Genomic DNA, 25334 nt, shown 5'->3' with positions numbered 1-25334 from the left:
AATGCCTTTATGTTTGATAGTAACGCGACCGTTATTTTTATTAAACCTTTAAGGTCACTTCCATTAGTCAAATTTATATTATTTACTAATGATTTTGACGTATATCGCTGATATTTGCGGTTTCACCGTATCCTACTTACCCATAAGAGTCTAAATAGGGTAAAACACCCCTTTAAATTATTCTTAGGTTAAAAAATGAAACGTATTATAAAAGCCTCTTCAATCGCGCTTGCACTGGGTATGTGTATTAATGCACAAGCAGCAGACTTTAATTTTTCTACAAAAGTAGACAGCGACGCAAATACGCTGGTTGTATTTTATAGCCAAGATGGCAGCAACAGCCAATTTAAAACACTTGATAAACAATTCGATGGCCAATTACAACGTGTTATCGATATAGAAAACTTTACTGGCGATTACGCTAAAGTCGCGCAACTTGTCGCGCCTAGTAAAAGTAACTACAGCCGTATTTTGGTTGTAGGTACAGGTAAAGCAGACGAATTAAATAAAGCAAAAGCGGCTAAGTTAGGCGGTAATATTCATGCTCGCCTAGTTAAAGCTAAAGCGGGCACTGCCAGTGTTATTTTTGATGATGTTACGGGTGCAAACGACAACGCAGCACTTGCTGCTAATTTTGCCCACGGTGCAAACCTACGCGATCACCGTTTTGAAAACTACAAAAAAGAACCAAGCACTGAAACAGTTAGCTATACGTTTGATGTTGATAACACCAAGCAAACTCGCAAGCTTTACAGCCAATTAGAGAGTATTCAAGCAGGTGTATTTTTAGCACGCGATTTAACATCAGAAGTGGCTACAGAAATGACGCCGGTTGATTTTGCCAATGCAGCAAAAGAATTAGCGTCGTTAGGTGTTACTATCAAAGTGTTAGAGCCTAAAGAGCTAAAAGAGCTAGGCATGGGCGCATTAGAAGCTGTAGGTAGAGGTAGCCAGCAAGGTGCACGTTTAGTGGTTGCTCATTATAAAGGCTCTGACGATGCCCCTATTGCCCTTGTTGGTAAAGGTATTACGTTCGACTCAGGTGGTTACAGTATTAAAACCGGTGCGTCTATTGCACGTATGAAATCAGACATGGCTGGTGCTGCTGCAGTACTTGGTACTGTAAAAGCAATGGCGTTAGCTAAAGCCGATAAAAACGTGGTAGCCGTTATGGGCATGGCAGCTAATATGGTATCGCAGTTTGCTGTAGCTCCTGGCGATGTTGTTCGCACCGCTGAAGGCTTAAGTGTAGAAATTTTAAATACCGATGCTGAAGGTCGTTTAGTTCTAAGTGATGCAATGTGGTATGCACGTGAGCACTACAAGCCAGAGATCATGATTGATGTTGCAACCTTAACGGGTTCTAAAATTCGTGCTGTTGGTAATGAATACGCAGCGGTATTCTCTGATGATAACACGCTAGTATCGCAACTTACCCTTGCAGGTAAACAAGTAAACGAAAACCTATGGCGTTTACCGTTAGGTTATAAAGATATGTTGAAATCTGACATTGCCGATATAACAAATGTGGGCTCAGGTGGCCCTGGTGCAACCACAGCCGCTTCTTTCTTAGAGCATTTTGCTGGCGAAACCCGTTGGGTACATATCGATATCGCTGGTAATGCATTAGTGAAAAAAGGCAAAGATGAGCTTTCACCAGGTGGTACAGGTTTTGGTGTACGTTTACTAAGCGAATGGTTATTAGCTAACTAATCAGTATAAATTGATAATTAAAAGCGCCAAAATGGTTTACTGTTTTGGCGCTTTTTCGTGTATGAATAACGTGCTTATTTATACACATTATTTTATTTAATAATTTTGTATTGGTAGCAACAAAGCATATTGCTTTAACTGTGTTTAGCTGGTTTAGAGAGCATTAAAGTGGCAATAACAATTAAATTTCCCACATACCATAAATCTTTAATTACAAATTGCCCTAACCGCGCCAACAGCGTACTTGAGCTAAATGCGTTAGGGGCAGACAGTAAAAACGTTTGGGTCATTAAAAAAACGCTCAAGCATGCTAAACCACTAACTATAATTAGTTTTTTATTATTTAATAAAATACCAGCGCCTAGTAGTAGCGCAAATAATACATCAAACCCACCAATCACGTTCGACGCACCTTGTACGCTAAATAAACTATATAACCAAGACATAAAAGGCGAGGTTTCGACTAAGCCTACAATGGCCTTAGCTTCAAAATCGTAAAATTTCATACCGCCAATCCATAGCAAAACCATAGCCATAGGAATAAAGTTTAAAAGGACATGCTGTTTGTCGCTCATCTTATTTTTATAAAATAAAAATAAGTATAAAGGCACTACAGCAAAGTATTTAATTATTCCCTGCCCACTACCAATAATAGGAAAGCCCCCTAACTGAGTCATCCAGCGATTACTTGCTAATAAGGTTAGTAAAGGCACAATGCTAACAACAAGCGCTAGCATAAATGCTGAGGTTGGCTGTATTAATTTAAAGTGTGCCAATAGGGTTACTACCACTAACATAATCATGGCTGTACCACTTAGTAGACCTAGCGTATTAGTATTTAATACGCTATCAAGCTCGTAAAAGCTAAATGTCGCTATTAGTGTGTTTGGATTTGCACCGAGCGCAAACGATACACCAAGTAGTATAAAACTAAGTGCAAGTAGAAAGGTAATTGCGTTATTTGCATATGTTAAGTTCATTGTGTGCCCTTTAAATCTTTAATGACTAACAAAGACCATATTTTTACAAAAAACAATTCAACTAACGCTAAATGATTTTATAAAATGTCTGCAGACAAGATTTTATCCATTTGACTACAGACCCCATTGGCTTCAATTGCAATGATATACACAGTTCATTATCCACAATAATAAAAATGTAATTTTACCATTGAAAGCACATAATTAAAGATGGATGTTTTCTTTAGTTACAATGCGATGTTTCTACCGTAACCTGAAACCATTAGTTATTTTTTGTAGCTGTTTACTGAGCTGATCTAGCTCCATACTCGCAGCAGATACCTGATCAGCACCCGCTGCATTATCGATAGCTGCTTGTTTAATTGAATCGATACTGTGTGCTATTTCTTCAGACATGCTACTTTGTTCATGAGCTGCTGTTGCAATAATTTCAGCTCGGCGGGCTATATAATCTATTTGGTCAACACTATTTTTTAATAATTCTGCGCTTTGATTCGCTGTGGTAATCGTTGATTTTGTTTCATCAATTGATTTATGCATTCCGGTAACAGCTTGTTGTGTGCCCGCTTGTAATAGCTCAATCATATGCTCTATATCGGCTGTTGAGTTTTGTGTTTTTTTAGCAAGTTGTCTCACTTCATCCGCAACAACTGCAAAACCTCGACCATGTTCTCCTGCCCTAGCAGCTTCAATTGCAGCATTGAGTGCTAAAAGATTTGTTTGCTCAGCAACAGAACGAATGACCTCAAGTACTTTATTAATATTTTGTGCATTATCTTCTACACGTTTAATAACTAATTCAGCATTAGTGATGGTATTGTCAAGTGAGTGCATTTTTACGATAGTTTTCTGTAAATCAACATCCGCAGAGTGTGATGTTTCTCTTGCTCTAACACTTAAGTCGGCTACTGCACGAGCACTTTCGGAGACCTCTTCGATAGAGGAATTTGTTTGCGCTATGGCAGTCGCAACATGTTCGATGCTCGCATGTTGCTCTTGTAAGCTGGCATTTGATTGTGTACTGGCCGCGCTCGTTTGCGCAGCTGTAGATGCAAGCCTGTCAGTTACTTGAGATATTGTGCTTATTGTTTGATGCAAATAGGTATTCATTTTTGCCATAGCTCCGTATACACCAATCTTAGGTGTATCAGAACTAAACTCCTGACTAAGATCACCATTTGCGATACGTTTGCTGATCGTCTGCATTTGCGCAGGCTCACCGCCTAGAGGTTTAATTATAGAATGAGTAATTCCTAAAGCTGCAATAATTACAACAACCAAAGAAAGCAATGCAATAAGGCTTATAACCCAGTATAGAAAATAAATAGGGGCAAACGCTTCGGCCTCATCGATTTCTGCAAGTAAAACCCAGTTTAATTGTTCAAATTTAAAAGGTTTGTAGGCTGATAACACTGGATTACCGTTATAATCAATTATAATTTCAGTGTTAGTGTACCCCTGAAGTGCTTTTTGAACTGCAACAGTATCCACGCCATTATCTTTTACATTACCAGCAAAACTTGCAATAACCGAGTGACCTTCTGGATCTAAGTATGAATCAGAGCGCATCAGTAAATCGTCACCTACTAGATATGATTCACCGGTTTCTCCCATCCCATCACGAGTTTGCATAATATTATTAATTGCATTAATTGATAATTGTAATGCGATTACTCCAACAATTTCATCATCAATAATTATTGGTTGACCAATAAATGCGGCTGGCTCGTCGTTACTCGGTGCATACTTCGAAAAATCAACCACTTCAAATGAACGAGTTATCATTATTTTTTTAAAAAGAGTGGCTAAACCCGAAGTTTGATAGGGTCCTGTTGTAAGGCTGGTTAAATAATCGGCTTCTTTTGCGAAGGTGTAATCTATAAAGCCCGCTGGGCTAATAACAAATAAGTCATAATAACCTTTATCCGTTATAAACCCATCAAACCATTATGATTTACTGTTGCAAGCTCTGATATTGAGAGATCAGAGTTATGCTTTGATTGGCTTTCCCAATTTTTTGTTAATAAGTTTAAATCTGTTTCTGTACCTTTGAAATAATCGTAAAGTTGCTTGCTTTTTATATGGCTTATTGATGAAAGCTGGTTATACGTTTGTTTCTCTAATCCTTGTGCAGATATATATAAAGATAATACAGAAATAATACCTGCTGGGAGTAAACCTAAAAGCAAAAATGAAAGTAATAACTTAATTTTAATGGGCATGCTTGTACCGATTCTAAATTTTGGACGCAAGATAATACATTAGCTTTTCTCTTTTTATAAGAATCTATGCACTATTATTGTAAATAAACGTTAATCCTTTTGTTATAAAAAAGGATTAAGAGCCTCAGCAACGTCCTTGACACGACATGGTCTCGTATAAGCTTAGAACGACTAGTTTCTATTTTGAAATTAACGGCGTGGCACCATGTTTTTTAAAGATTTTCATACTCACATATATGTTCTTGTATTGAAAATTTCTCAATGAGATTTACAGGCTATCTTTGACGCAACGCCACATTAAGAGGCTAAAAATAAAGTGAAAAACAAATGCAGGGCCATATATAATAATCGCACTAAACAAATTTTTAATGACCCCACAGGCATTCACTGCGGTAGCAATACTAAGAGCTTTTATTACAAACCTATAAGCGCGATACCGGCGAGATATTGCATGATCTATCGGTGCCAATTATATGTAAATGGTAAACATTGGGGTGGGTTTAGAATTGGATTTAAGCGTATTAAACATTAAAAAGGGAGACTCTGTCTCCCTTTTTACTGTTAAGTTTTATTATTTAGGTAAACGCATTCGCGATACCGTATTATCAGTTAAAACATAATGATGAAACAAAGCCGCAGCCGCATGTAAACCTATTACGTAATACCCCACTTCCCCTGCGGTTTCATGTATCTCTTTAATACTTTTAGCAAGCTCATTGTTTTGAGCGGCCAATGCAGGCAACTCTAAGCCAAAAAACGGGATGGATTTACCTGCTAAACTCAAAATTAGCCAACCCGCTATAGGCATAGCAAACATAAACAGATACAGCGCAATATGAATAAATGTAGCTAACTTATTTTGCCATTTCGCAGGCTCAGGGTGTATGGCAGGTGCTGCACCACCCACTAAACGCGCAACTAACCTTACACTAACTAAAGCTAAAACCGATAAACCCAACATAAAGTGCCACATTTTAAAGGCATCACGGGGTTCGGTGCCTTTATCAAATAATTCACGTAGCTCAATACTACCGTACACAGCAACAATTAAAATAAACATCAACCAATGCAAAGCAACAGAGAGTGTATTGTAATGAGTATCTGTATTTTTAAAATTCATAATACCTCCTAAAAACGAATTAAAGTTAAAAGTTCATTTATGCGTATGAGTACATGTTTACAGGCTAACCTTTAATCACTTACTGCTTAATGATCTAAAACATAAAATGAGTTAGTAAATCAGGTGCATGGTTTAAAGGTTCTTGAATTTGAGTATTAATTGAGTAAGCTTAAAATAAACTTAAATAGTAGGAATAAAAAACGGCAACCTAAAGTTACTGCTTTAATAAATCAACGTGTTTAGAAGTAATATACAGCAGTAAATATAAGAACAATGAGGTCGTCTGGCTTTGAGTAACTAATACTTTTATAGATTGGGCTTTTGATGTCTGAAGTAAAGATTTACCGCATATAGTTCGACCAGCATAGTTTTTAAAAGCGCGCGAAGTATGGTAGTTGCCTTAGCGCGATTTTATTTATTGTCTACGCTTTATTAGGTTATTGGTTCAACCGAGCCAGCTGCTTAAGGGCATGTTGATTATTCGGCAAAAATGCGAGTACTTTTTCGTAATTAGCTATCGCTTCTGGTTTATTTCCAAGTGCAGCATAGGTTTCACCTAAACTATCATAAGCATTTGCATTGTCGGGAAACAAATGAACATTTAGCTTAAATATCTCTAATGCCTTTGCTAGTTCATTTTTAGCCACATAGCGATAGCCCAAAAGATTAATTTCTTGCACATCAAACGCTGCACTTACTTTCATCTCATCCGCTAAAGTGATGGCTTGATTAAAGCCCTGTTTTTTAATCCCTTGGAAAAGTTTGAATAAGTCTTGTGACAACCCCCAACCATTTTCAGCTTTCATCTCAGGGTAATAAAAGCCAGCAATTTCATCAATAAAGAATATTGGCAAGCTTCCTAGCTTATTAGTTAATACAATGATGGTTAAGTTATCTTTTGGATAAATCACCATTGAATTAGCATCACCACCACTGGCACTTACTGCTGGATGCTGCTCTCGTCCAATTGTTTGCCAACCTAGAGCGTAACCATTTTCTAAATTGCTAAAACCTGCAGTTTGACCACTCTTTAAACGCGTTGGTGACCACATTTCTTTAAGGTACTTCTCATCAAGGAGTTGTCGTTGTTGAAGCGCTATCGCGTAATTAGCAAGCTCAGTTGCGGTAGCACTCATACCCGCCGCAGTTCTAAAGAATGGGTCGAAAGTTATTTGTACCGTCTTTAGCTTTCCTTGATTGCCAGTAACGTAAGGACGAGCTTGATTAGGGACAATAGATTCAGTATGAGCAAAACCTGCAGCCAAAGTTATGGGCATATCTAGTTTAGCCAACTGATTTTTCTGAATATAATTAGAAAAAGGCTGACCCGATAACTTATCAATAATTTTACCTAACAAAATGTAACCTGTTTGGTTGTAATCAAAGCGGCTATTGGTTTCATAACGCATTGGTAAAGTAAGTACTTCTTGCCACGCAGGATCTGGCTGACCATTGGAAATTAAATCAACCCAATGACCATTTAATATTTTAGGTAAACCAGAAGTATGGCTTAGCAGCTGACGGATAGTTAGCGGTTGCCATGCTTTAGGCAAATCATCTAAATGCTTTGAAATCGGATCGTTAACCGATAACTTGTTTTCAGCGGCAAGTTGCATAATTGCAACGCCAGTAAAAGCTTTAGTCATCGAAAAAATAGGAAAAGGGGTATGGTTTTGTACCGTGACCTGGTCTTGTAAGTTCGACAGGCCGTAACTGGCTTTTTTTATCAGCCTATTGTCTTTCACGATTGCCAGTTGTAATCCTGGAATATTAGCTGTGCGCATTTTCTCTAGTAAAAAGTCATCTATTTCATCGGCCTTTACCTGTGGTAGTAGGCTGGTAAGTAATAATGTGCTTAATGATAAAATGTGTAAGCTGCAACGAATGTTTTTCCTAAACATTGGAACGCGTTTTCCTTAATTGTAATAGTTTAGATAGAATACCTTTTATAAATAAAAATATTCAAAGGTAAATATATGGCTCGAAGTTAGTTATACATTTATACTCGAGTATCAGCGCTTATAGTTTAGCAAAATACGCATTAAAGACAATTGCTTAGATTTTTATACTAAGCAATGTTTTAAAGCGACAGCCACTTTAGTGAACGAACAAAATGCTAATATCAGTTCTCGGTGTTTAAGCGTCACAACGAAGAAACTTTAACGCCAGTCATTTGCAGCTCACCATTTGGCCTTGTCAAAATAAAGCGCGGGCTGACCATCTGCAAATTACTATGTATTAAGTTTAAAAACTGGATCCCCCCAGTTTGAGTGCTTCTTCCTGTTGTGTCTTCGCCAACCAATGGCGCAATTGAAAAATCTTGTAGGGTGTTAGCAAACACAATTGCTGACGAATAAGTGTAAGCCCCTATTTTTACAGCAACATCCCCGGTAAAAAAGTTAGCAAGATCAGGTTCTGGCTGTATAAAACGAGTGTTTTCACCAGACTCAATTTCACCTACTATTTGGCCTGGATCACGATACTTTAACAACACCTTAGAGCGATAATGGGAAAAGTGACGATATGGTACATCCGTTATATAACGCATAATTCCTGCCATCCAAAAGTCATCATCGCCACCGCCATTATTACTGATATCAATTATTAGGTGCTTTATGTTTTTTTCTGTTAGCTGAGTAAAAGTGGCGTCCATAAAGGCAAGGTATTGCTTAAAATCAGGCCATGAAAATGAATTAACTGTAAGGGTTGCCGTCTCACCTGTGTACTCAACATTAAAAGTATCTACAAATGAGCGTTCAACCATGCTTTGTGGCAAAGTTTTGCTCGCAGCTAGCGTGAGCTCTTCATCTGCTAAGGTAATGCTAAATTGTTCTGAGTAACCAAACGTTAAATATAATAAACGATGAAATTGACGTGCTAATACTTCTTGTCTAAATTCATCAGTATCACCATGTGTGCGGCGTAATAACTGAGCTACGACTTGCTCATATGGCACGCCATTAATCGCCTTTATTTGCTGCTCAGCATAGCCACTCTTGGTACCGCCTGTGTTAGATTTTATATAAAGTTGCTGGTTTACAATCGCAACTTCAAATGGAAAAAGCCCCACGCCACTATTGACCCATTTACGCCATTGCGACGTAGAAGCATGCCCTACTTTTAAATGCCCATCAGCCAATGTTGAATTTAATACCGCTAAACGGGCCCATAATTCCCGCACGCTAAGTTCATCGGTAATAGCTGCGGTTATAGTATTCAGTTGCAAGTAAAAAGCATCAATGTCGGCCACACTGTGTTTTAAATCAGGGTGTGTACTGTGCAGCCATTGTGACCACTGCGCAATATCTCGCTTTGCTTGTTGAGGTGTGATTATTTGTTCAAAAGGTAAGTTAGTAGCTTGCACGGGCTTAATACCCGCAAAACTAACTAATACCAATAATGCTATATTTAAAACCTGCTTTAAGTAGTTCATATAAAACCTTTATTATTTGCTTTAAAACTTAGTCGCAAAAACTGTTATAAAGGTTTAAATACAAAGTAAGAATATTTTTTTAGATGATATTTTGAGAGTCTTTTTCATAGCCCGCAATGATTGTTACGTGAGATACAGACACGTCAAAGAATTGAGCTTTTACTTTTAAATATTCAGGATCGGAAAAGAAGTTTTCTGAGATGGTTTTATTTGGGAAATGAATTGTAAAAACTCGATTAATAGGAGTATCAACTTTTGAAAGAAGAACCTCCGAAACTACAAAATCAAAACCGAAACCGCCACCAAAAGCACTAAGAATGGGTGCCATAGCCGCTCGATAGTCTGAATACGCGCCATTGTCCGAAACTTCCAAGCCAACTAAAAATTCATACATTTTGTAACCTATTATGTTAAAGACTAAACTAATCCATCACGCCCAAATAATAGGCAAATTTAGTTGATTTAAATAAGTGACGAAGGAGAAAAGCCAACAATTTTTTGTCCTGTTGTAATGGCTTGATTCTCATTAAGCCTCCTCCCCTGCATCGCGATTATTCAACTACGATGAAAGGGTAACCAACCTTATAGGAGACAGCTCAATGAACTTTTACAATAACATGAATCCATAATTTGCTGTAAGCTACTTACTTAACAGACGAAGCAAACGAATTGTTTTTTGATTTAGAATTAAACGTCAATTTATGAAAACGGTAAAAAAACTAGTCCATTGACTCGGTTAAGGTTCATATATGTTAGCACTATAAAGTACGCATGAAATGGTCAATTATTGACTGTTTTATTTCAGGCGCTGTCTCTTGACTAAAACCATGACCTGTCGGATATGCGTTATGTGTGACGGAATGTTTGAAATTATGTTTTTTAAGGTATTCCTCTATCTCGTTCGACATTTGAAATGAAGGCCAAACTTGATCGTTTTTTGCTGAAATCAGCAATATTGGACCATTTATTTTTTCGAAAGAGAATAATGAGTTTGCTACATTGTCTTTATTTTCTAAAGCAACTTCAAATCGATTAAGTAAAGGAGCCTTTTCATCAAGTTCCAAGCTTAAAGCAGGAATATCTTTTCCGTTAAATGTCCACGCTGACCTTGCTGTAGTCATTCCGTACCAAGCTACTTTGCTTGGAGTTGTCGCTACAACAGATTTGATGCGTGGTTCCATCGATGCTAATAAAAGCGCTAATTCAGCTCCCCTAGAACCACCAATAAAACCAATTTTTGACGAATCTATTGAAGAAACAGTCTCAAGATAATCAATTGCACTTAAAAAATATTCTAAGGGTATTTGATCTAGTGTCTGAGCAATCCCTTTTTCTTTAAAGTAGGCGAGCCCTAATACAGCGATCCCATGTGGTGCAATCATTTTACCATTGGCATCACCTGTGCTGATTCCTCCCTCAGAACCACCGATTGCAATAACCACAGGAACTTTTTCTGAGGTATTAGGAAGATAGAGATTGGCAACAATGTTTTTGAACCTCACTTCCTTAACAAAAAAGTCTTGCGCACTTGATACGCTCGAAAATAAAGTTATCAATATAAATATAAATTTAATACGCATGTCTTCCTCTTGTGGGACCAACGAGCCTGTAGATTAACTCGTTTTTTATTTGTTTTTATTTATAAACAAACCATAGCTGAGTTCCTATTTTGGTTCAATCAATTACTGTACTCTTACGCAACATATAAAGAAGTGTTTGATATTTTTAATCGGCGTTTTGAAAGGGATTACAAGTGTCTGAGTGGCTTTTATTTAGGGTAAAAAATTATCGATCCTAGAACTTTCTTAGTCATGCTAAGTAAAGTCAGAGCCAGAAGTGAATTTCCCCCGATCTCTTCTGCACTTCGTGAAGCACAACCAGAAATCATAAATATAAAAAGAAATAAAATCGTAGATTTAAATGCCACTGCTCATCCTTGTGTATAGCGCTCCGCACATGCGCGCGAACTTAAGAGCGTCATTCCGGCCCGAAGGCCCTGAATGACGCGGATTGTTAAAGCAAATGGGGTCAAATCTTGACTTCAGACATCAAACAATCTTGCAGCTTGTCCAATTGTAATTTAACCTTTCTATCTTCAACAATTAATGTATTCAACCTACCGACAGCTTTCGATATCGCCGAATAGTGTTCAACATTAAAAACATCTGCTAGAGCCTGCAAATTTAATCCCGTTAAATCCTGGCACAATTTAATAGCAAACCAACGGGGTAAGTTTTTCTCTTTGCGCCCCTTTTTAACCATTACTATATCATCTACTTCAACACTAAAATGTTTAGCTACATAAGCAATTACATCATTTGCAGAGTACTTTTTACTAACAAACTTACTTTCATTATCTGATGTCGCAATATAGTCCTTTATGCTTTTAATAAAGTCCTCACAACCAAGCACCGACAATAACTTTTTAGCACCATAGAAAGCGCTTATTTCTTTGTTGTTTTCAAATTCCACAAACTGCTTATAAGCTGTATATTTACGCTTTTTGCCTTGCAACGAAAATATAAAGTCTCGAACGAGCCATTTAGGCGTCACTCCCCTTCTAATGAAAGCTGGGTAGCTAGACCACTTATATTTAACAAGCTCTTCTATTAAAGGGTTACTCGTTTCAATTGGGTTACGGTGAATGTACCGACTAACATGCAATAAATAGTTATCTGCATCCACAAGCACCGCTTTGTAGCGCCCTCTAAACAACGCACCATCCGTATTATGTGTTCGATTAAAGTATTGGGTATAAAGGCCATTAATATGCTTCATGGCTCGGCCTAAATTTGCATCAGGGGTTTTGATTAGCAAGTGGTAATGATTGGTCATTAAACAATATGAATGCACTTCAATATTAAAGCGAAGGCTTGCTTGCTCAATGCAATATAAAAAATATTTAAAGTCGTCATCACTCAAAAAGGTATTTTCGCGCCCTCTTCCGCGGTTCATCACATGATAAAATGCGTTCTCGAACTCAATTCGCAGCGGCCTAGACATAGCGATTCACTTAATAAGCTGTAGACTTTAAATCTAGACCTTTGATATCTGAAGTCAAGACTTGACCCCTTTGGTTTTGATAAAATTCGTTCTCGTACTCTATTCGCAGCGGCCTAGACATAGCGATTCACTCAATAAGCAGTAAACTATAAATCTAGACCTTTGATGTCTGAAGTCAAGACTTGACCCCTTTGGTTTTAAACAATTAACGTGTTTTAAAAATAATAAACAGCAGCAAATGAAAGAGTATCGAGAACGACGAGTGATTTAGACTAGCCAAAGCTTGCAGAATTGGCTCTTATGATGCCTAAAGTCAAGATTTGACCCATTTGGTTCACCATGCTTGGAACTTCTCGCGCATTTCATCGGTGACGATGCAAGATGAGGCAAGGCAGCCAAAATTGACTAACAGAAGTAGTAAAAAAGAGTAGTAAAAAAGTTAACCGCATTTATCAATTCCTTGTGCGTACAACGCCTCAATCAGCCGACGCGTTAGCGGTCTGCTGGATTGATTTATTAGCATTTTCCTCGGTTAGTAAACATATACCCAACCAAATAAACCAAACAATTTGTGATACGCCAAATATTTCAGTAAATAGTTTGTCAGGATAAATCGTTGCAATGCCCGCTATGCCTACAAAATATCCGAGATAGTTAAGTGACCGGGGTAATCTGCCCTCTTGTATAGCTGCTACGCTAATCAATAGAACCCAAAGTCCGCCAACTAATTCATTTCCACCACCTATACTTTCTGTTATCACTGAAACGATTATCCACATATCAAGGGCTTTTTCTGGATTTGCATCCATCAGATCGATTGCATGATCAAGCCCGATATTCGAAATCATTCCACTTGCGATCACCAGACCGACCCAAATGCCCCCGAATAGAGATCCAATAGTAATTAAGGGATTAACTTTATGTTTAAGCCTCTCATACATACCAATAACGAGTATGGCCAGAAAAATGCCAAACACCACGTACATTAGAAAATAGATCATTGAAAATAGAAGTTGATTTTCTGCCATGTAGGTCATTTTTTCGACTGGACTACCATCAACTGGATATGACCAAAAAGCCCCAAAATACACAAAGGCTGCTATGTAAATAAGCCCTTGGAAAATTGCTGCGATACCAGCTAGTTTTTGTAGACCCTTCATTTGGCGAAACCCCGTTTGTTGTATTGCTAACGCCCTCGTAAATGGGCAAAATTTAGTTGGCTAAAATTGTTGAGGAACGAAACACAGCCAACTGTATTTTGTCCTGATTAAACAGATTGTTATGTGAACTATTGCCCGTACCTACGAATTACAGATACTTTACCATTCTCAAGCTCTAAAACATCTAACACTTCCTTGCTATAGCTAAACTCTGAACCGTCTGAGCGTAAGCCTTTAGCAGCAAAAGTATGCTTAAGAGCTACTGAATTATAACCAACGATATACTCTATTATTTTTGCTTTATATTCTGTATGAACACCTAAATAACGAGTCATACCTTTACGTATTAATTCTTTTCCATCGGGTTCTCTAGAATCATCTGGAGCATTTGGGAAGTGTTGGTTACCAACATCGTCAGTCAACAATGACAAATAATGTTCTAAGTCTTCTTTAGATGCATTAGGAATTTGCGTATTTGTCATAGCTTGGTGATATTTTTTAATAAAGCTATCGTAATCAAATTAATCGCTACTTGCTAAAGTAGCTGTTGAAATAAAAGAAATTAATATAGTTAAAATTGATAAGCACTTTTTCATTGGTACTCCTTACCTTGAGGTTCACATAACGCCTCGTTAAGCGCGAAAAATAGTTAGCTACACTTTGTGAGGAACGAACAAAAGCCAACTGTTTTTTGTCCTTTTAAACGACTTGTTAGCACTCTGCATACACTAAATATTAAACATCCTTTTATATCTTTTCTGAAGAGCTAGCTCACCACCTTCCATGATTTCACAAACATTTTTCCTTACATCTACTTCCTGTAATGCCCCAGAAGCAAGTGAGTTAATTTGTCCTCTATCCTCTAATGCAACCACATATTCAGAATCACCATTTACAACAATATTTGGATTGTGCGTTACAACTATTATCTGCCTATCGGCCTTGTTTTCATGTAGCTTTGATACTATTAGACTGGTGATTAACCCATTATCAAGATCATCTTCAGGTTGATCTAAGAGAAGTGGCTCTGTTCCATATGATAGTAGAAAGGAGAGTATTGCAGAAGCTTTCTGTCCTGCGGAACCTTGAGATACATCTTTAAAGCGATTCCCGTCATTGAACTTTATTGTTAGCTTGTCTTCAGGAAACCATGTATTCATAGCATCAAAGTTTTGGGGCTGAAGTTGTGACATGAAATCAATAAATCTTTTACCTAACTTTGTACTTAAAACTTCGCCTGAATTAAAATTAAAAATACCTTGTTTAAAACTATGAATTTGGTTCAACCCTTGCTCTAGGTTATTTAGATCTGTTGCTTTAGTAATAGTAGATAGCTCTTTATTAAGGTTAAATAGAAAACCACATTCTCGATCTAAGTCAAATATCTCAGCTGAAAATGCACTATCCGTCCTTCCTAAAATTTTCCTGAATGATGTATCTAAATCTTCAGAGTCAGAGAATGGTGTAATCTCAACTTGAATTGAAGAGTTGTCAGATAAATATTGTTCTAGGAAAGCAAGTCGGTTTACCGTCAACCTTTTTCTACATTCTATTATTTCTTGATATGAGTCATTTACCGAAGTAGTTAGTTCAACAACCTGATTGTCGATGAGTTCCATACTTTTTAACGATTTATTGATTGTTTCTCTATCGCCTATTAATTTTGAATAATCTGCGGGGCTGGTAACACCTTGGCTTTGCAAGCTCTCAATTAACTTATTATATTTTTCGTCCGCAGCTATGTGTGCCTGATTAAATTCAGAACGACAATACCATTCTTTAAAGTTAGCAAGTTCAGAATCAATAGCTGTTATTGCGTTAGTAATATTCTCTTTGAAATTTGAAGCTGCTTGAATCAAGTTACTAATTTTTGTGGCTACTTCTTGCTCACTTCCTACTAAGTTATAAAATATACTAGCATCAGCTGTCGGTATTTCAACAGTATTAATGAATGTCTCAACCTGAGCTTTTAAGTTAACAACATCGGTTTCATATTGAGCGACCCTTGTTCTTTTAGCTCTAAAAGCCTGATAGCTGTTAAGAATATCAGCATGACCTGACTGTTCAATTGTTTTAATTTTTTGCTCTACATCAGATAACTGCCCCAGAAGTACATTTTTATTAGATAATCTGGACTGAAGTTCTCTTCTTTGGCTACACAATGTTTGAAAGTGCGTGTATTTATCTTCCCACTCCATTTTCCATTGCTGAAACCCTACAGTTGAGGATTCATCTATCAAGCGCAAAAGGGTATTCGGATTTTTTGCTAAGTTAAATATTTGCTTTTGACTAAATATTTTTATTGGAAACCTTGAGTGCGCCTCACCATCTTCAGGCAGCCATTCACCACCCTCCGAACGAAAAATTGATACACGGTTACTTTCTTTAGTCCATCTCAAAAGGTAATGAACATCATCTCTAGTATAAACACAGCTTATTTTAGTGTTAGGTAGCATTACTCCATCAGTATCTCTTGATACTGCTACTTTAATAAAGCTTTCGAAGGATCGACGAATTTCATTTTGAGGGTTTAAATCCTCTAAATCTCTACTTCTATCCATGCCTAACCTGATAAATTCAAGAACTGAAGACTTGCCACTTCCTCTGCCTCCAATAATAGAATTAAGCCAAGGGTTAAACTCAATAACTAACGGTGATGAACGGCCTGCATACTTTGCAGATTCAATAGTTACTGATCGCAATAGTGTATTTGAAGCTCTGTTAGGATCAGATATTTCACTATCTGAACGGATTAGTGAAGAAGAACCATCAACTAGTGCTAGCTTAAGACCATCAATCGAAGGAGATGACATTTTCACCCATGTAAATGCTCTACCAATGTCATTAGGGTGATGAGCATCAGAACCGATTACAGATGGTAATTCGATATTTAAATTTGTATATCGTGATAGTGGTGTTGCTGCTACTTCCCTGTCTGGGAAAACTATCTCAACGGCATTAGCGTGAATGCATACTTGCTTGACTGTATGAGAAGAAGGTTGTTGGCAAAGCCCTGCTTTCATATCTATATGGGCTGGGATTGCTACCCCCCCTGCGGATTGTATTTCTTTTATTACATTTTCAGCACTCTCTTCTGCAACTGAGTCACTATCACCTTTAGTGCCACGAAACTTTGAAGCACCAACAACAGCATTAATATCTGCAGAAGTAGCACTTGGATCAAAAATAGCTAATACGTGAATGTTTGAGCTTGCTGTAATCTCGACACCAGGAAAAACATATATTGAATGATTTTCAGCTCTTAAATTTTCTGCTGCAACTTTAAGGCCGTCAACCCAATCACCAGTGTTATGATCTGTGATTGCAACGCATTCAATTCCCTTGTCTATATAGTCCAATAACCAATCTCTAGGAGATTTAGAAGTTTTTAATGCACTATCCGATTTTCCATAATCAAAAGAAGCTGGTGTGTGTGTGTGAAAATCGAATTTCCACCATCGTGCTCCAACAAAATTCATTCTATATCCTTATACTCAACTGAAACTAAAGAGTGCTAACAGCTTATTGAACACCACTTTGAGGGGGTTATAACACCCCAAAACGGCGTATATTACATTGCTCAATAATTCCACTAAATAACTCTTATGTAAACAAGTTATTACGTATGTTATAAAATTATCGTTGTTAAAATATACCAAAACGACTTTTAATAATGTTATCAGACAAATCACCACACACTGTCTATATACACAGTACCATTTTTAATTTGAATATCGTTTATGAAATCTCTGTTTCTAACCATAATTAAATTATAATGGTGCGATTTAAAACAAAAAAAGCACAACCCAAAGGGCTGTGCTTTTTAATCAACTTACACTCATACGTTTATAAACATTAGTTTACAAACGAATACCGCCGTCTATCTCTACTACACGGCCAGTGAAAAAGTCGTTTTCGATAATATACTGAGCAGTATGGGCTATTTCACCGGTTTCACCTAAGCGCCCTACTGGTGTTACAGCAAGCATGCGCTGTTTAGCTTCTGGCTTCATTACATCGGTCATTGCGGTGCTAATAACACCTGGGGCAATGGCGCCAACGCGGATACCAAAACGGCCAAGCTCTTTAGCCCATGTAGTGGTTAATGCCACAACACCTGCTTTTGAGGCTGCATAGTTAGTTTGGCCAATATTACCCGCACGCGCTACGCTCGACATGTTTACAATTACGCCGCCTTTGCCTGATTCAATCATGTGGCTAGCCGCTTCGCGCCCTGCCAAAAATACGCCTGTTAGGTTTACGTCAATCACTGATTGAAATTGATCAAGCGACATTTTTTTAACCACTTTGCCGTCTTTGGCTTTTATAAACATGCCATCGCGTAAAATGCCGGCGTTATTAATTAATACCCCAATGTGACCAAAGTCACTGTTAATGGTATTAAATACGTCTTCAACTTCGCTCTCAACGGTTACATTAGCGCTGTAGCCTTTAATAGTGCCTGTTACGCCTGCTAATGCAGATAGCTGCTCGGTTGCTTCATTTAACTGGGCTTGCGCCATATCAATTAAGGCAATATTAGCGCCCATTAAGGCAAACTTTTGCGCCATTGCAAAACCTAAGCCTTGTGCGCCACCGGTAATAACTACGGTATTATTTTTTATTTCCACAATACTTTCCTACTTCGAAAACAATTTAAAAATGGCACTAAAATCATCACTGCCTGCACCTTGGTGCTGCATCATAGTGTATAAATTTTTAGCCATTGAGCCCATTGGCGTCAGTGAATTACTTTGTTGCGCTGCTTCCATCGCAAGGCCTAAATCTTTAGCCATTAAATCGACCATAAAGCCAGGTTTATAGTCGTTACTAGCTGGTGCGGTTTCCATAACACCTGGGCAGGGGTTATAAAGTTCTAACGTCCAGTTACGACCCGAACTTGCGCTCATTATGTCGCTGAGTACTTTTGCATCGAGACCGTTATTAATGCCCATTTGAATAGCTTCACTGGTACCCGCCATTAAAATACTCAACAGCATATTGTTACATATTTTAGCAACTTGCCCTGCACCAATAGCACCGGCATGGAATATGTTTTTACCCATATCGACTAATACAGAATTCGCCTTATCAAATGCAGTTTGCTCACCACCCACAATAAAGGTCAACGTGCCCGCTGTTGCCCCTGCTACACCACCCGATACCGGTGCATCAACAAACGCAATACCTTGCTCGCTTAGGGCATGGCCTACATCACGAGCCGATTGTGCATCTATGGTTGAACAATCAATTACTAAAGTGCTTTTACTTAGTACTTTAATTAAACCCGATTGCTCGTCTGTGCCTAAATAAAGTGATTTAACATGTTTGCTTGCCGGTAGCATGCTAATTAGCACATCAGCCTCGTGCGCACAGTCACTTGCGCTTTGCGCCGCACTAGCCCCATGATTCACAAGCTCTTTAACGGCCTCTGCACTTAAGTCAAACACGCGCACACTGTGGCCTGCTTTAACTAAGTTTGCTGCCATTGGGCCGCCCATGTTTCCTAAACCAATAAATCCTATATTAAGTTTACTCATCGCTTTACCCTTGTAAATTTAGTTGTGAAAAGTACGGCTCTAGCGGATGTTGATCGCCAAAGCGATTTGCAAAAAAGCTCTCTACTACTTCGTTTGGCACATCTTTAAGAGTGTTAAATTGCCACTGTGGCGTACCGTCTTTATCAATAAGTAAGGCACGTACACCTTCTTGAAACTCGCCCACTTCGCCAGCACGAACCGACATGCCCAATTCCATTTTAAAACACTCAGCTAAGTTTTTACCTTTGCTATGTTTGAGCTGCTCATTCACTAAGGCACAACTTAATGGGCAACCATGCGCCAACGATTTTTGAGCGCGTTGTAGCCATTTGTCATCTGTGGTTAGATTTAAAATGTAATCTACCTGCTGCTGTAACGTGTCAAACTCGCCAAGCTTTTGAATCAAGCTTAAGTTGGTTTTTAAATTGCCTTTTGGCATACGGCTAGAATTGTTATCTAACTCAATAAGCAAGTTACTTAGCTTGTCGTGGTTTAAACTTGCTGTTTTACCCCATTTAGTATTGAGTAACGTTTCAACAAGCTCTGGGTATTTATCGGCATTTATAAAGTGATCGGCAAGCGATACAAGCTTAGCGTCTTCACAATTTATAGATGCCGAGGTAAGCCCTAAAAACAAACCAACATGGGCGGGCATTTTATGTAAAAAATAACTGCCACCTACATCAGGGTAAAGCCCAATGGTTTGCTCTGGCATGGCAATGCGTGATGTTTCAGTAACAACACGATGACTGGCACCGGCCATTAAACCTAAACCGCCGCCCATTACAATACCGTTACCCCAGACTAAAATGGGTTTGTTATAGCAATGAATAAGGTAATCGAGTTGATACTCTTGAGTAAAAAACTCTTCAACCAGTGAGTTCGGTTTACCCTCACTCATTGCTGTGTGTAAGCTCACTACATCGCCACCGGCACAAAATGCTTTTTCACCAGCACCTTTAAGAACCACTAATGCAATGTTATCGTCTTTGTCCCATTGCTGTAGTTGCGGCTCGAGTAAGCTGATCATCTCAAAATTTAACGCGTTTAATGACTTAGGCGCGTTAAGCGTAGCAAAACCAATGAGTCGGCCATTGTCTGTGGTTGCCGTTTCAAATACCACGGCAGCATCAGCTGAATTTAAACGGGTTAATTCAGTCATTAGCCATTCACCCAATTAGCTTTACGCTTTTCTAAAAAGGCGTTCACGCCCTCTTGCTGATCTTCGGTATCAAATAAACCAACAAACAGCTCTCGCTCCAGTGGCAATGCATTCGCCATTGGCTGATGACGCCCTTTTTGAATCAATGTTTTACATGCAGTAACCGACGATGGGCTTTGCTCTGCTACTTGGTTTGCTAGTTTTAGTGCTGCTGCAAAGCTTTCACCTTGTGCAACCACTTCTTCCACTAAGCCAATTTGTAGCGCTTTATCGGCTTTTAAGCGCTCACCGCATAAAATCATGCGTTTTGCCCAGCCTTCACCCACTAGCCATGCTAAGTTTTGCGTTCCACCAGCACAGGGTAATAAACCCACTTTTGCTTCAGGCAATGCCATTTGTGCTTGCTCTTCTGCAATACGAATATCACAAGCAAGCGCTACTTCTAGCCCGCCACCCATTGCATAACCATTAATGGCTGCAACCGACACGCCTCTAAAATTAGTTAGCGCTTCAAACGCTTCACCAAATACACATGACATATCTGCAGCGACACCTTTGTCGCCACTGGCAAATACATTTAGGTCGGCACCGGCGCTAAAAAACTTCTCGCCTTCACCAGTCAGTACTAATGCATAAATATTTTTATTGGTGTTGAGCTGATTAACTGTGTCTTTAAGCGCCACTAAGGTGTCTTTCGTCCAGGTATTCGCTGGCGGATTCGACATAGTTAAAATAGCTACATGGCCTTCAATAGTTAATTCAATACTAGGATTTGACATACTAATCTCCTTATAAAACTTCGCTGGCTGATTCGGCTAAGATACGACGCGCAATAATCACGCGCATAATTTCGTTAGTGCCTTCTAGAATTTGATGAACACGTACATCGCGTACATGGCGTTCAAGTGGGTACTCTTTAATGTAACCGTAGCCCCCATGAATTTGCAGCGCATCGTTACATACAGTAAAACCAACATCGGTTGCAAAGCGTTTAGCCATAGCACAATAAGTAGTTTTTTCACTGTCGTTAGTATCAAGTTTAAACGCCGCGAGTCGTACCATTTGGCGCGCTGCTACAAGCTCGGTATTCATATCGGCAATTTTAAATTGTAGCGCTTGAAACGCAGCCAATGGTTTACCAAATTGGGTACGCTCTTTTAAATACTCACGTGCGGTATTAAGTGCCGCTTGTGCAGTACCAATAGAACAAGTGGCAATATTAATACGGCCGCCATCTAAGCCTTGCATGGCAAACTTAAAGCCTTCGCCCTCAGCGCCTAACAAGTTTGCTGCTGGAATTCGTACATCTTCAAAACTGATTAAGCGTGTTGGCTGGGCATTCCAACCCATTTTTTCTTCTGCTTTGCCGTACTCAATACCTTTGGCATCTGCTGGTACAACAAACGCTGAGATTCCACTTGGGCCATCTGCCCCTGTACGTGCCATTACAACTAAAATTTCTGTTTCACCGGCGCCTGAAATAAACATTTTTGAGCCGTTAATAACATACTCATCACCATCACGAACTGCTTTAGTTTTTAATGACGCAGCATCAGAGCCAGAACCAGGCTCAGTTAAACAGTACGATGCCAGTAATTCACCCATTACCAATTGCTCAACGTATTTGTCTTTTACTGCATCGGTGCCAAAGCTTGCGATCATCCAGGTTGCCATATTATGAATGGTCAGCATAGCTGTAGTTGCTGTACAACCCAGTGCAAGTTGTTCAAAAATAATGCTTGAATCTAAACGAGATAAACCTAAGCCACCGGCTTCTTCAGGCGTGTATAAGCCACAAAAACCAAGCTCACCAGCGGCTTTAATTGTGTCTTTTGGGAAAATATGTTCGCGATCCCACTTAGCTGCATGTGGTGCTAGTTCAGATTCTGCGAATTGGCGCGCCGTTTGCGCAAAAGCTTGTTGATCTTCAGATAAGTTAAAGTCCATGGTAGACCTCTTGTTGTGTTTTGTTTGTTGTCGGTGCATCCCATCAAGGGAGTTATTAGTGAGGAGCGACAACATTATGTGTTGTGCCCCTCTTTTTTATTAATTATGCGGTTAAACTGTTACTTAAGATTAATACTCATATTTGGACCTGAAGCGATATCATCTTCAAACCAGCGAGAAGTAATGGTTTTGGTTTCTGTGTAAAAACGAATACCTTGTTTACCATACGTGTGTGTATCGCCGTAGAATGAGCCTTTCCAACCCGTGAACGAGAAAAATGGTAAAGGCACAGGAATTGGCACATTAATACCCACTTGGCCTACTTCAATTTCGTGTTGGAATTTACGTGCAGCCGCACCACTTGAGGTAAATAATGAAGTACCGTTGCCGTAAGGGCTTTCGTTAATAAGCGCAATAGCTTCTTCAAGGGTATCAACAAACATACACGCCAATACTGGACCAAAAATCTCTTCTTTGTACAAGTTCATATCTTTGGTTACATCAGTAAATAACGTAGGACCTACCCAGTTACCTTGCTCGTAACCTTCAACGCTAAAATCAGAGCCATCAATTAAACAGGTAGCGCCTTGTGCTTTACCATCCGCAATCAGTGATAAAATACGTGCTTTTGCAGCAGGTGATGTTTGTGGGCCATAAGCCGCGTCTGCATCATCCCAAACACCTGGGCGTACACCTTCAAAGCCTGCTTTAATTTCATCAACCCAGTCTTTTGCTTGACCAACAAATACAGCCACTGAAATACCCATACAGCGCTGACCAGCCGCGCCTACAGAGGCACCCACAAGGTTATTAACAACATGCGATTTACTTGCATCAGGCATAATTACCATGTGGTTTTTAGCGCCAACACACGCTTGAACACGTTTTAAGTTTTGTGTGCCTTTAGAGTAAATATAGGCACCTACACCACATGAACCCACAAATGAAATAGCACGAACGGCTTTGTCTTCTAATAAGCGGTCTACTTGTGGTTTTGTACCATGTACTACTTGTAACACGCCTTTTGGCGCACCGGCTTCAATAAATAGCTCAGCTAAGCGCATAGGAGTAAGTGGATCTTGCTCAGACGGTTTTAAAATAAAGGTGTTACCACACACAATTGCCAGTGGGAACATCCACAATGGGATCATTGCCGGAAAGTTAAATGGCGTAATACCTGCACACACACCCAGTGGTTGCATGTAAGAATACGTATCGATTTTACGCGCTACGTTTTCCATGGTTTCACCCATCATTAACGATGGCGCATTAGCAGCTTGTTCAACTACCTCAATACCACGCCACACATCACCTTTTGCATCTTCAAACGTTTTTCCTAGCTCATGACAAATAATAGTGGCTAGTTCATCATGGTTTTCTTTTAATAGCGCCGCGTATTTCATCATAATGCGCGCACGCTCTGTAATAGGCACATCTTTCCACGTTTTAAATGTTTCGCTGGCTGATGCAATCGCCGCATCCATCTCTGCGTCTGTTGCACACGGCACTTGCGCGAGCACTTCTTGATTAGCTGGGTTTACAACATCAATTAATTCATTTGACGTTGACTGAACGAACTTGCCGTTAATTAGTAAGGGTACTTGGTGCATAATAAATCCTATTGAGTCAATTTAATTGCCGCAGCGCTGTGATTGTTATAGTTGCTGCGGCTTTGTTATCAGTTAAAGTGCTTCGACTGCCATAGCAACGGCTTCACCGCCACCTATACACAAAGACGCAACGCCTTTTTTAAGGCCTCGGTTTTTAAGCGCATGAATGAGTGTTACTAAAATACGTGCGCCACTAGCACCAATTGGGTGGCCTAGTGCACACGCACCACCATTGACGTTTACTTTGCTTTCATCGAGCTTTAATTCGTTAATAGCCAGCATAGTGACCATGGCAAACGCTTCATTAATTTCCCATAAATCAACATCGGCGGTTGTCCAGCCAGCTTTTTCAAGAACGCTGTTCATTGCGCCCACTGGGGCTACGGTAAATTCACTTGGTTTTTGAGAGTGAGTACTGTGAGCAACAATTCTACAAAGTGGTGTTAAACCCTCAGCTTTTGCTTTTGATTCGCTCATTAGTATTAACGCAGCACCACCATCTGATATAGACGATGAATTAGCGGCAGTAATAGTGCCATCTTTTTTAAATGCAGCTCTTAAGCTTGGAATTTTTTCAGGTCGTGCGTTGCCAGGTTGCTCATCAATTGAAACGGTGATGTCACCCTTACGCGTTTTAATAGTGTGCGGAGTAATTTCGCTATCAAACCACCCATTGTCTATGGCTGCGTTTGCTTTACTTAATGAACCCAGTGCAAACGTATCCATTTGCTCACGACCAATACCATATTCATCGGCTGTGTCTTGAGCAAAGCAACCCATTGCTTTATTGTCGTAGGCGTCCTCTAGGCCATCACTCATCATGTGATCTTTAATTTCGCCATGTCCCATACGCATACCGCCACGGGCTTTAGGAATAAAGTAAGGTGCATTGGTCATGCTTTCCATACCACCAGCGATTGCTGATTCAATAGAACCTGCTTTAATAAGGTCATTCGCTAACATCGCTGCTTTTAATCCAGAGCCACATACTTTATTAATAGTGGTAGCGCCGGTGCTTAGTGCAAGCCCTGCTTTAAGCATTGCTTGACGCGCAGGTGCTTGGCCTAAACCGGCTGGTAATACGCAGCCCATAATTACTTCATCAATTGCATCATTGCTTAAACCCGTTTGAGCAAGTGCGCCTGCAATGGCCGTAGCACCTAATTCGGTAGACTGCGCATCACTTAGTGCGCCCATAAATCCACCCATTGGGGTGCGTTTTGCTGCTACAATTACAACGCTTTCGAAAGACATAAAAGGCTCCATTTTCAATTAACGCAAACATGTTTTATTATGTTTAGCTTAATGTTTAAACTAATCTGATAAATACGAGCATACATAAAATTTACGTTTACGCCAACGTAAATCTAAAATCAACTTTCTAATTAGTGTAAAAACTGTAAAGTTAGCTTGCTAAAAATTTATTACATACTGTCTAACTGGC

The 25334-nt window shown here is 39.2% G+C and carries 20 protein-coding genes and 1 pseudogene; 2 read left to right on the top strand and 19 right to left on the bottom strand.

Annotation, left to right across the window (positions count from 1 at the left end):
* Positions 1–195: 195 nt before the first annotated feature.
* Positions 196–1713, top strand: coding sequence for a leucyl aminopeptidase (locus AC0VZ5_RS07775; protein WP_138608827.1), 1518 nt, complete (start codon positions 196–198; stop codon positions 1711–1713).
* 134 nt (positions 1714–1847) lie between these two features.
* On the opposite strand, the gene AC0VZ5_RS07770 is transcribed toward AC0VZ5_RS07775, so the two are convergent.
* From AC0VZ5_RS07770 to AC0VZ5_RS07760, 3 genes are all read right to left on the bottom strand, one after another.
* Positions 1848–2693, bottom strand: a complete 846-nt coding sequence (locus AC0VZ5_RS07770) for a DUF417 family protein (RefSeq protein ID WP_475474740.1) — start codon at positions 2691–2693, stop codon at positions 1848–1850.
* Positions 2694–2936: 243 nt separating this feature from the next.
* Positions 2937–4478: a methyl-accepting chemotaxis protein gene (locus AC0VZ5_RS07765; protein ID WP_475474739.1), complete on the bottom strand. Its 1542-nt coding sequence runs from the start codon at positions 4476–4478 to the stop codon at positions 2937–2939.
* A 143-nt stretch (positions 4479–4621) separates the two neighbouring features.
* On the bottom strand, positions 4622–4915 hold the full coding sequence (locus AC0VZ5_RS07760; protein ID WP_475474738.1) for a hypothetical protein: 294 nt from the start codon (positions 4913–4915) through the stop codon (positions 4622–4624).
* 340 nt (positions 4916–5255) lie between these two features.
* Between AC0VZ5_RS07760 and AC0VZ5_RS07755 the strand changes: the two are divergent.
* A pseudogene (locus tag AC0VZ5_RS07755) lies at positions 5256–5447 on the top strand (methyl-accepting chemotaxis protein); the annotation flags it as partial.
* Between the two features lie 39 nt (positions 5448–5486).
* On the opposite strand, the gene AC0VZ5_RS07750 reads toward AC0VZ5_RS07755, so the two are convergent.
* The 16 genes from AC0VZ5_RS07750 to AC0VZ5_RS07675 form a co-directional block, all read right to left on the bottom strand.
* Positions 5487–6035, bottom strand: a complete 549-nt coding sequence (locus tag AC0VZ5_RS07750; RefSeq protein ID WP_475474737.1) for a cytochrome b — start codon at positions 6033–6035, stop codon at positions 5487–5489.
* A gap of 437 nt (positions 6036–6472) precedes the next feature.
* Complete coding sequence (locus AC0VZ5_RS07745) at positions 6473–7936, bottom strand: serine hydrolase (protein ID WP_475474736.1); 1464 nt, start codon at positions 7934–7936, stop codon at positions 6473–6475.
* Between the two features lie 242 nt (positions 7937–8178).
* On the bottom strand, positions 8179–9468 hold the full coding sequence (locus AC0VZ5_RS07740) for a S41 family peptidase (protein WP_138608818.1): 1290 nt from the start codon (positions 9466–9468) through the stop codon (positions 8179–8181).
* Between the two features lie 79 nt (positions 9469–9547).
* Positions 9548–9862 (bottom strand): DUF1330 domain-containing protein, encoded by a 315-nt coding sequence (locus AC0VZ5_RS07735; RefSeq protein WP_178956048.1) that lies wholly within the window; start codon positions 9860–9862, stop codon positions 9548–9550.
* 364 nt (positions 9863–10226) lie between these two features.
* On the bottom strand, positions 10227–11048 hold the full coding sequence (locus AC0VZ5_RS07730; RefSeq protein WP_475474735.1) for an alpha/beta hydrolase family protein: 822 nt from the start codon (positions 11046–11048) through the stop codon (positions 10227–10229).
* 448 nt (positions 11049–11496) lie between these two features.
* Positions 11497–12471, bottom strand: coding sequence for a transposase (locus tag AC0VZ5_RS07725; protein ID WP_475474734.1), 975 nt, complete (start codon positions 12469–12471; stop codon positions 11497–11499).
* A gap of 476 nt (positions 12472–12947) precedes the next feature.
* Positions 12948–13631 carry a hypothetical protein gene (locus AC0VZ5_RS07720; RefSeq protein ID WP_475474733.1) on the bottom strand — a complete coding sequence of 228 codons (684 nt, stop codon included), beginning with the start codon at positions 13629–13631 and terminating at the stop codon, positions 12948–12950.
* 128 nt (positions 13632–13759) lie between these two features.
* Positions 13760–14113, bottom strand: a complete 354-nt coding sequence (locus AC0VZ5_RS07715) for a nuclear transport factor 2 family protein (protein ID WP_475474732.1) — start codon at positions 14111–14113, stop codon at positions 13760–13762.
* A 246-nt stretch (positions 14114–14359) separates the two neighbouring features.
* The gene (locus tag AC0VZ5_RS07710; RefSeq protein WP_475474731.1) at positions 14360–17110 is read right to left on the bottom strand and encodes a TrlF family AAA-like ATPase; all 2751 of its coding nucleotides are present in this window, start codon (positions 17108–17110) and stop codon (positions 14360–14362) included.
* A 381-nt stretch (positions 17111–17491) separates the two neighbouring features.
* A complete protein-coding gene (locus AC0VZ5_RS07705; RefSeq protein ID WP_178956045.1) occupies positions 17492–18262 on the bottom strand; it encodes an SDR family oxidoreductase in 771 nt (256 codons plus the stop codon).
* A gap of 9 nt (positions 18263–18271) precedes the next feature.
* Positions 18272–19171 carry a 3-hydroxyisobutyrate dehydrogenase gene (gene mmsB, locus AC0VZ5_RS07700; RefSeq protein WP_475474730.1) on the bottom strand — a complete coding sequence of 300 codons (900 nt, stop codon included), beginning with the start codon at positions 19169–19171 and terminating at the stop codon, positions 18272–18274.
* A 4-nt stretch (positions 19172–19175) separates the two neighbouring features.
* Positions 19176–20333, bottom strand: coding sequence for an enoyl-CoA hydratase/isomerase family protein (locus AC0VZ5_RS07695; RefSeq protein ID WP_475474729.1), 1158 nt, complete (start codon positions 20331–20333; stop codon positions 19176–19178).
* Positions 20333–21112 (bottom strand): enoyl-CoA hydratase, encoded by a 780-nt coding sequence (locus AC0VZ5_RS07690; protein ID WP_475474728.1) that lies wholly within the window; start codon positions 21110–21112, stop codon positions 20333–20335. Before AC0VZ5_RS07690 ends, AC0VZ5_RS07695 begins: the two co-directional genes overlap by 1 nt.
* Positions 21113–21122: 10 nt before the next feature.
* On the bottom strand, positions 21123–22280 hold the full coding sequence (locus AC0VZ5_RS07685) for an acyl-CoA dehydrogenase family protein (protein WP_008114688.1): 1158 nt from the start codon (positions 22278–22280) through the stop codon (positions 21123–21125).
* Between the two features lie 119 nt (positions 22281–22399).
* Positions 22400–23890 carry a CoA-acylating methylmalonate-semialdehyde dehydrogenase gene (locus AC0VZ5_RS07680; protein WP_475474727.1) on the bottom strand — a complete coding sequence of 497 codons (1491 nt, stop codon included), beginning with the start codon at positions 23888–23890 and terminating at the stop codon, positions 22400–22402.
* Positions 23891–23962: 72 nt separating this feature from the next.
* Positions 23963–25144: a thiolase family protein gene (locus AC0VZ5_RS07675; RefSeq protein WP_464708732.1), complete on the bottom strand. Its 1182-nt coding sequence runs from the start codon at positions 25142–25144 to the stop codon at positions 23963–23965.
* Positions 25145–25334: the final 190 nt, after the last annotated feature.

Source organism: Pseudoalteromonas sp. QJM3NY_12 (genome assembly GCF_056173165.1).
The sequence above is the reverse complement of the archived record's forward strand: the minus strand, read 5'-3'. Positions and strand labels throughout refer to the sequence as shown.

Excerpts from the sequence above, each read along its gene's own strand:
- AC0VZ5_RS07720 (WP_475474733.1), bottom strand. The coding sequence starts at position 13,631 with ATGAAGGGTCTACAAAAACTAGCTGGTATCGCAGCAATTTTCCAAGGG.
- mmsB (WP_475474730.1), bottom strand. The coding sequence starts at position 19,171 with ATGAGTAAACTTAATATAGGATTTATTGGTTTAGGAAACATGGGCGGC.
- AC0VZ5_RS07685 (WP_008114688.1), bottom strand. The coding sequence starts at position 22,280 with ATGGACTTTAACTTATCTGAAGATCAACAAGCTTTTGCGCAAACGGCG.
- AC0VZ5_RS07760 (WP_475474738.1), bottom strand. The coding sequence starts at position 4,915 with ATGCCCATTAAAATTAAGTTATTACTTTCATTTTTGCTTTTAGGTTTA.
- AC0VZ5_RS07675 (WP_464708732.1), bottom strand. The coding sequence starts at position 25,144 with ATGTCTTTCGAAAGCGTTGTAATTGTAGCAGCAAAACGCACCCCAATG.
- AC0VZ5_RS07715 (WP_475474732.1), bottom strand. The coding sequence starts at position 14,113 with ATGACAAATACGCAAATTCCTAATGCATCTAAAGAAGACTTAGAACAT.
- AC0VZ5_RS07745 (WP_475474736.1), bottom strand. The coding sequence starts at position 7,936 with ATGTTTAGGAAAAACATTCGTTGCAGCTTACACATTTTATCATTAAGC.
- AC0VZ5_RS07690 (WP_475474728.1), bottom strand. The coding sequence starts at position 21,112 with ATGTCAAATCCTAGTATTGAATTAACTATTGAAGGCCATGTAGCTATT.
- AC0VZ5_RS07770 (WP_475474740.1), bottom strand. The coding sequence starts at position 2,693 with ATGAACTTAACATATGCAAATAACGCAATTACCTTTCTACTTGCACTT.
- AC0VZ5_RS07695 (WP_475474729.1), bottom strand. The coding sequence starts at position 20,333 with ATGACTGAATTAACCCGTTTAAATTCAGCTGATGCTGCCGTGGTATTT.
- AC0VZ5_RS07775 (WP_138608827.1), top strand. The coding sequence starts at position 196 with ATGAAACGTATTATAAAAGCCTCTTCAATCGCGCTTGCACTGGGTATG.
- AC0VZ5_RS07740 (WP_138608818.1), bottom strand. The coding sequence starts at position 9,468 with ATGAACTACTTAAAGCAGGTTTTAAATATAGCATTATTGGTATTAGTT.
- AC0VZ5_RS07735 (WP_178956048.1), bottom strand. The coding sequence starts at position 9,862 with ATGTATGAATTTTTAGTTGGCTTGGAAGTTTCGGACAATGGCGCGTAT.
- AC0VZ5_RS07725 (WP_475474734.1), bottom strand. The coding sequence starts at position 12,471 with ATGTCTAGGCCGCTGCGAATTGAGTTCGAGAACGCATTTTATCATGTG.
- AC0VZ5_RS07680 (WP_475474727.1), bottom strand. The coding sequence starts at position 23,890 with ATGCACCAAGTACCCTTACTAATTAACGGCAAGTTCGTTCAGTCAACG.
- AC0VZ5_RS07750 (WP_475474737.1), bottom strand. The coding sequence starts at position 6,035 with ATGAATTTTAAAAATACAGATACTCATTACAATACACTCTCTGTTGCT.
- AC0VZ5_RS07710 (WP_475474731.1), bottom strand. The coding sequence starts at position 17,110 with ATGAATTTTGTTGGAGCACGATGGTGGAAATTCGATTTTCACACACAC.
- AC0VZ5_RS07765 (WP_475474739.1), bottom strand. The coding sequence starts at position 4,478 with ATGATAACTCGTTCATTTGAAGTGGTTGATTTTTCGAAGTATGCACCG.
- AC0VZ5_RS07730 (WP_475474735.1), bottom strand. The coding sequence starts at position 11,048 with ATGCGTATTAAATTTATATTTATATTGATAACTTTATTTTCGAGCGTA.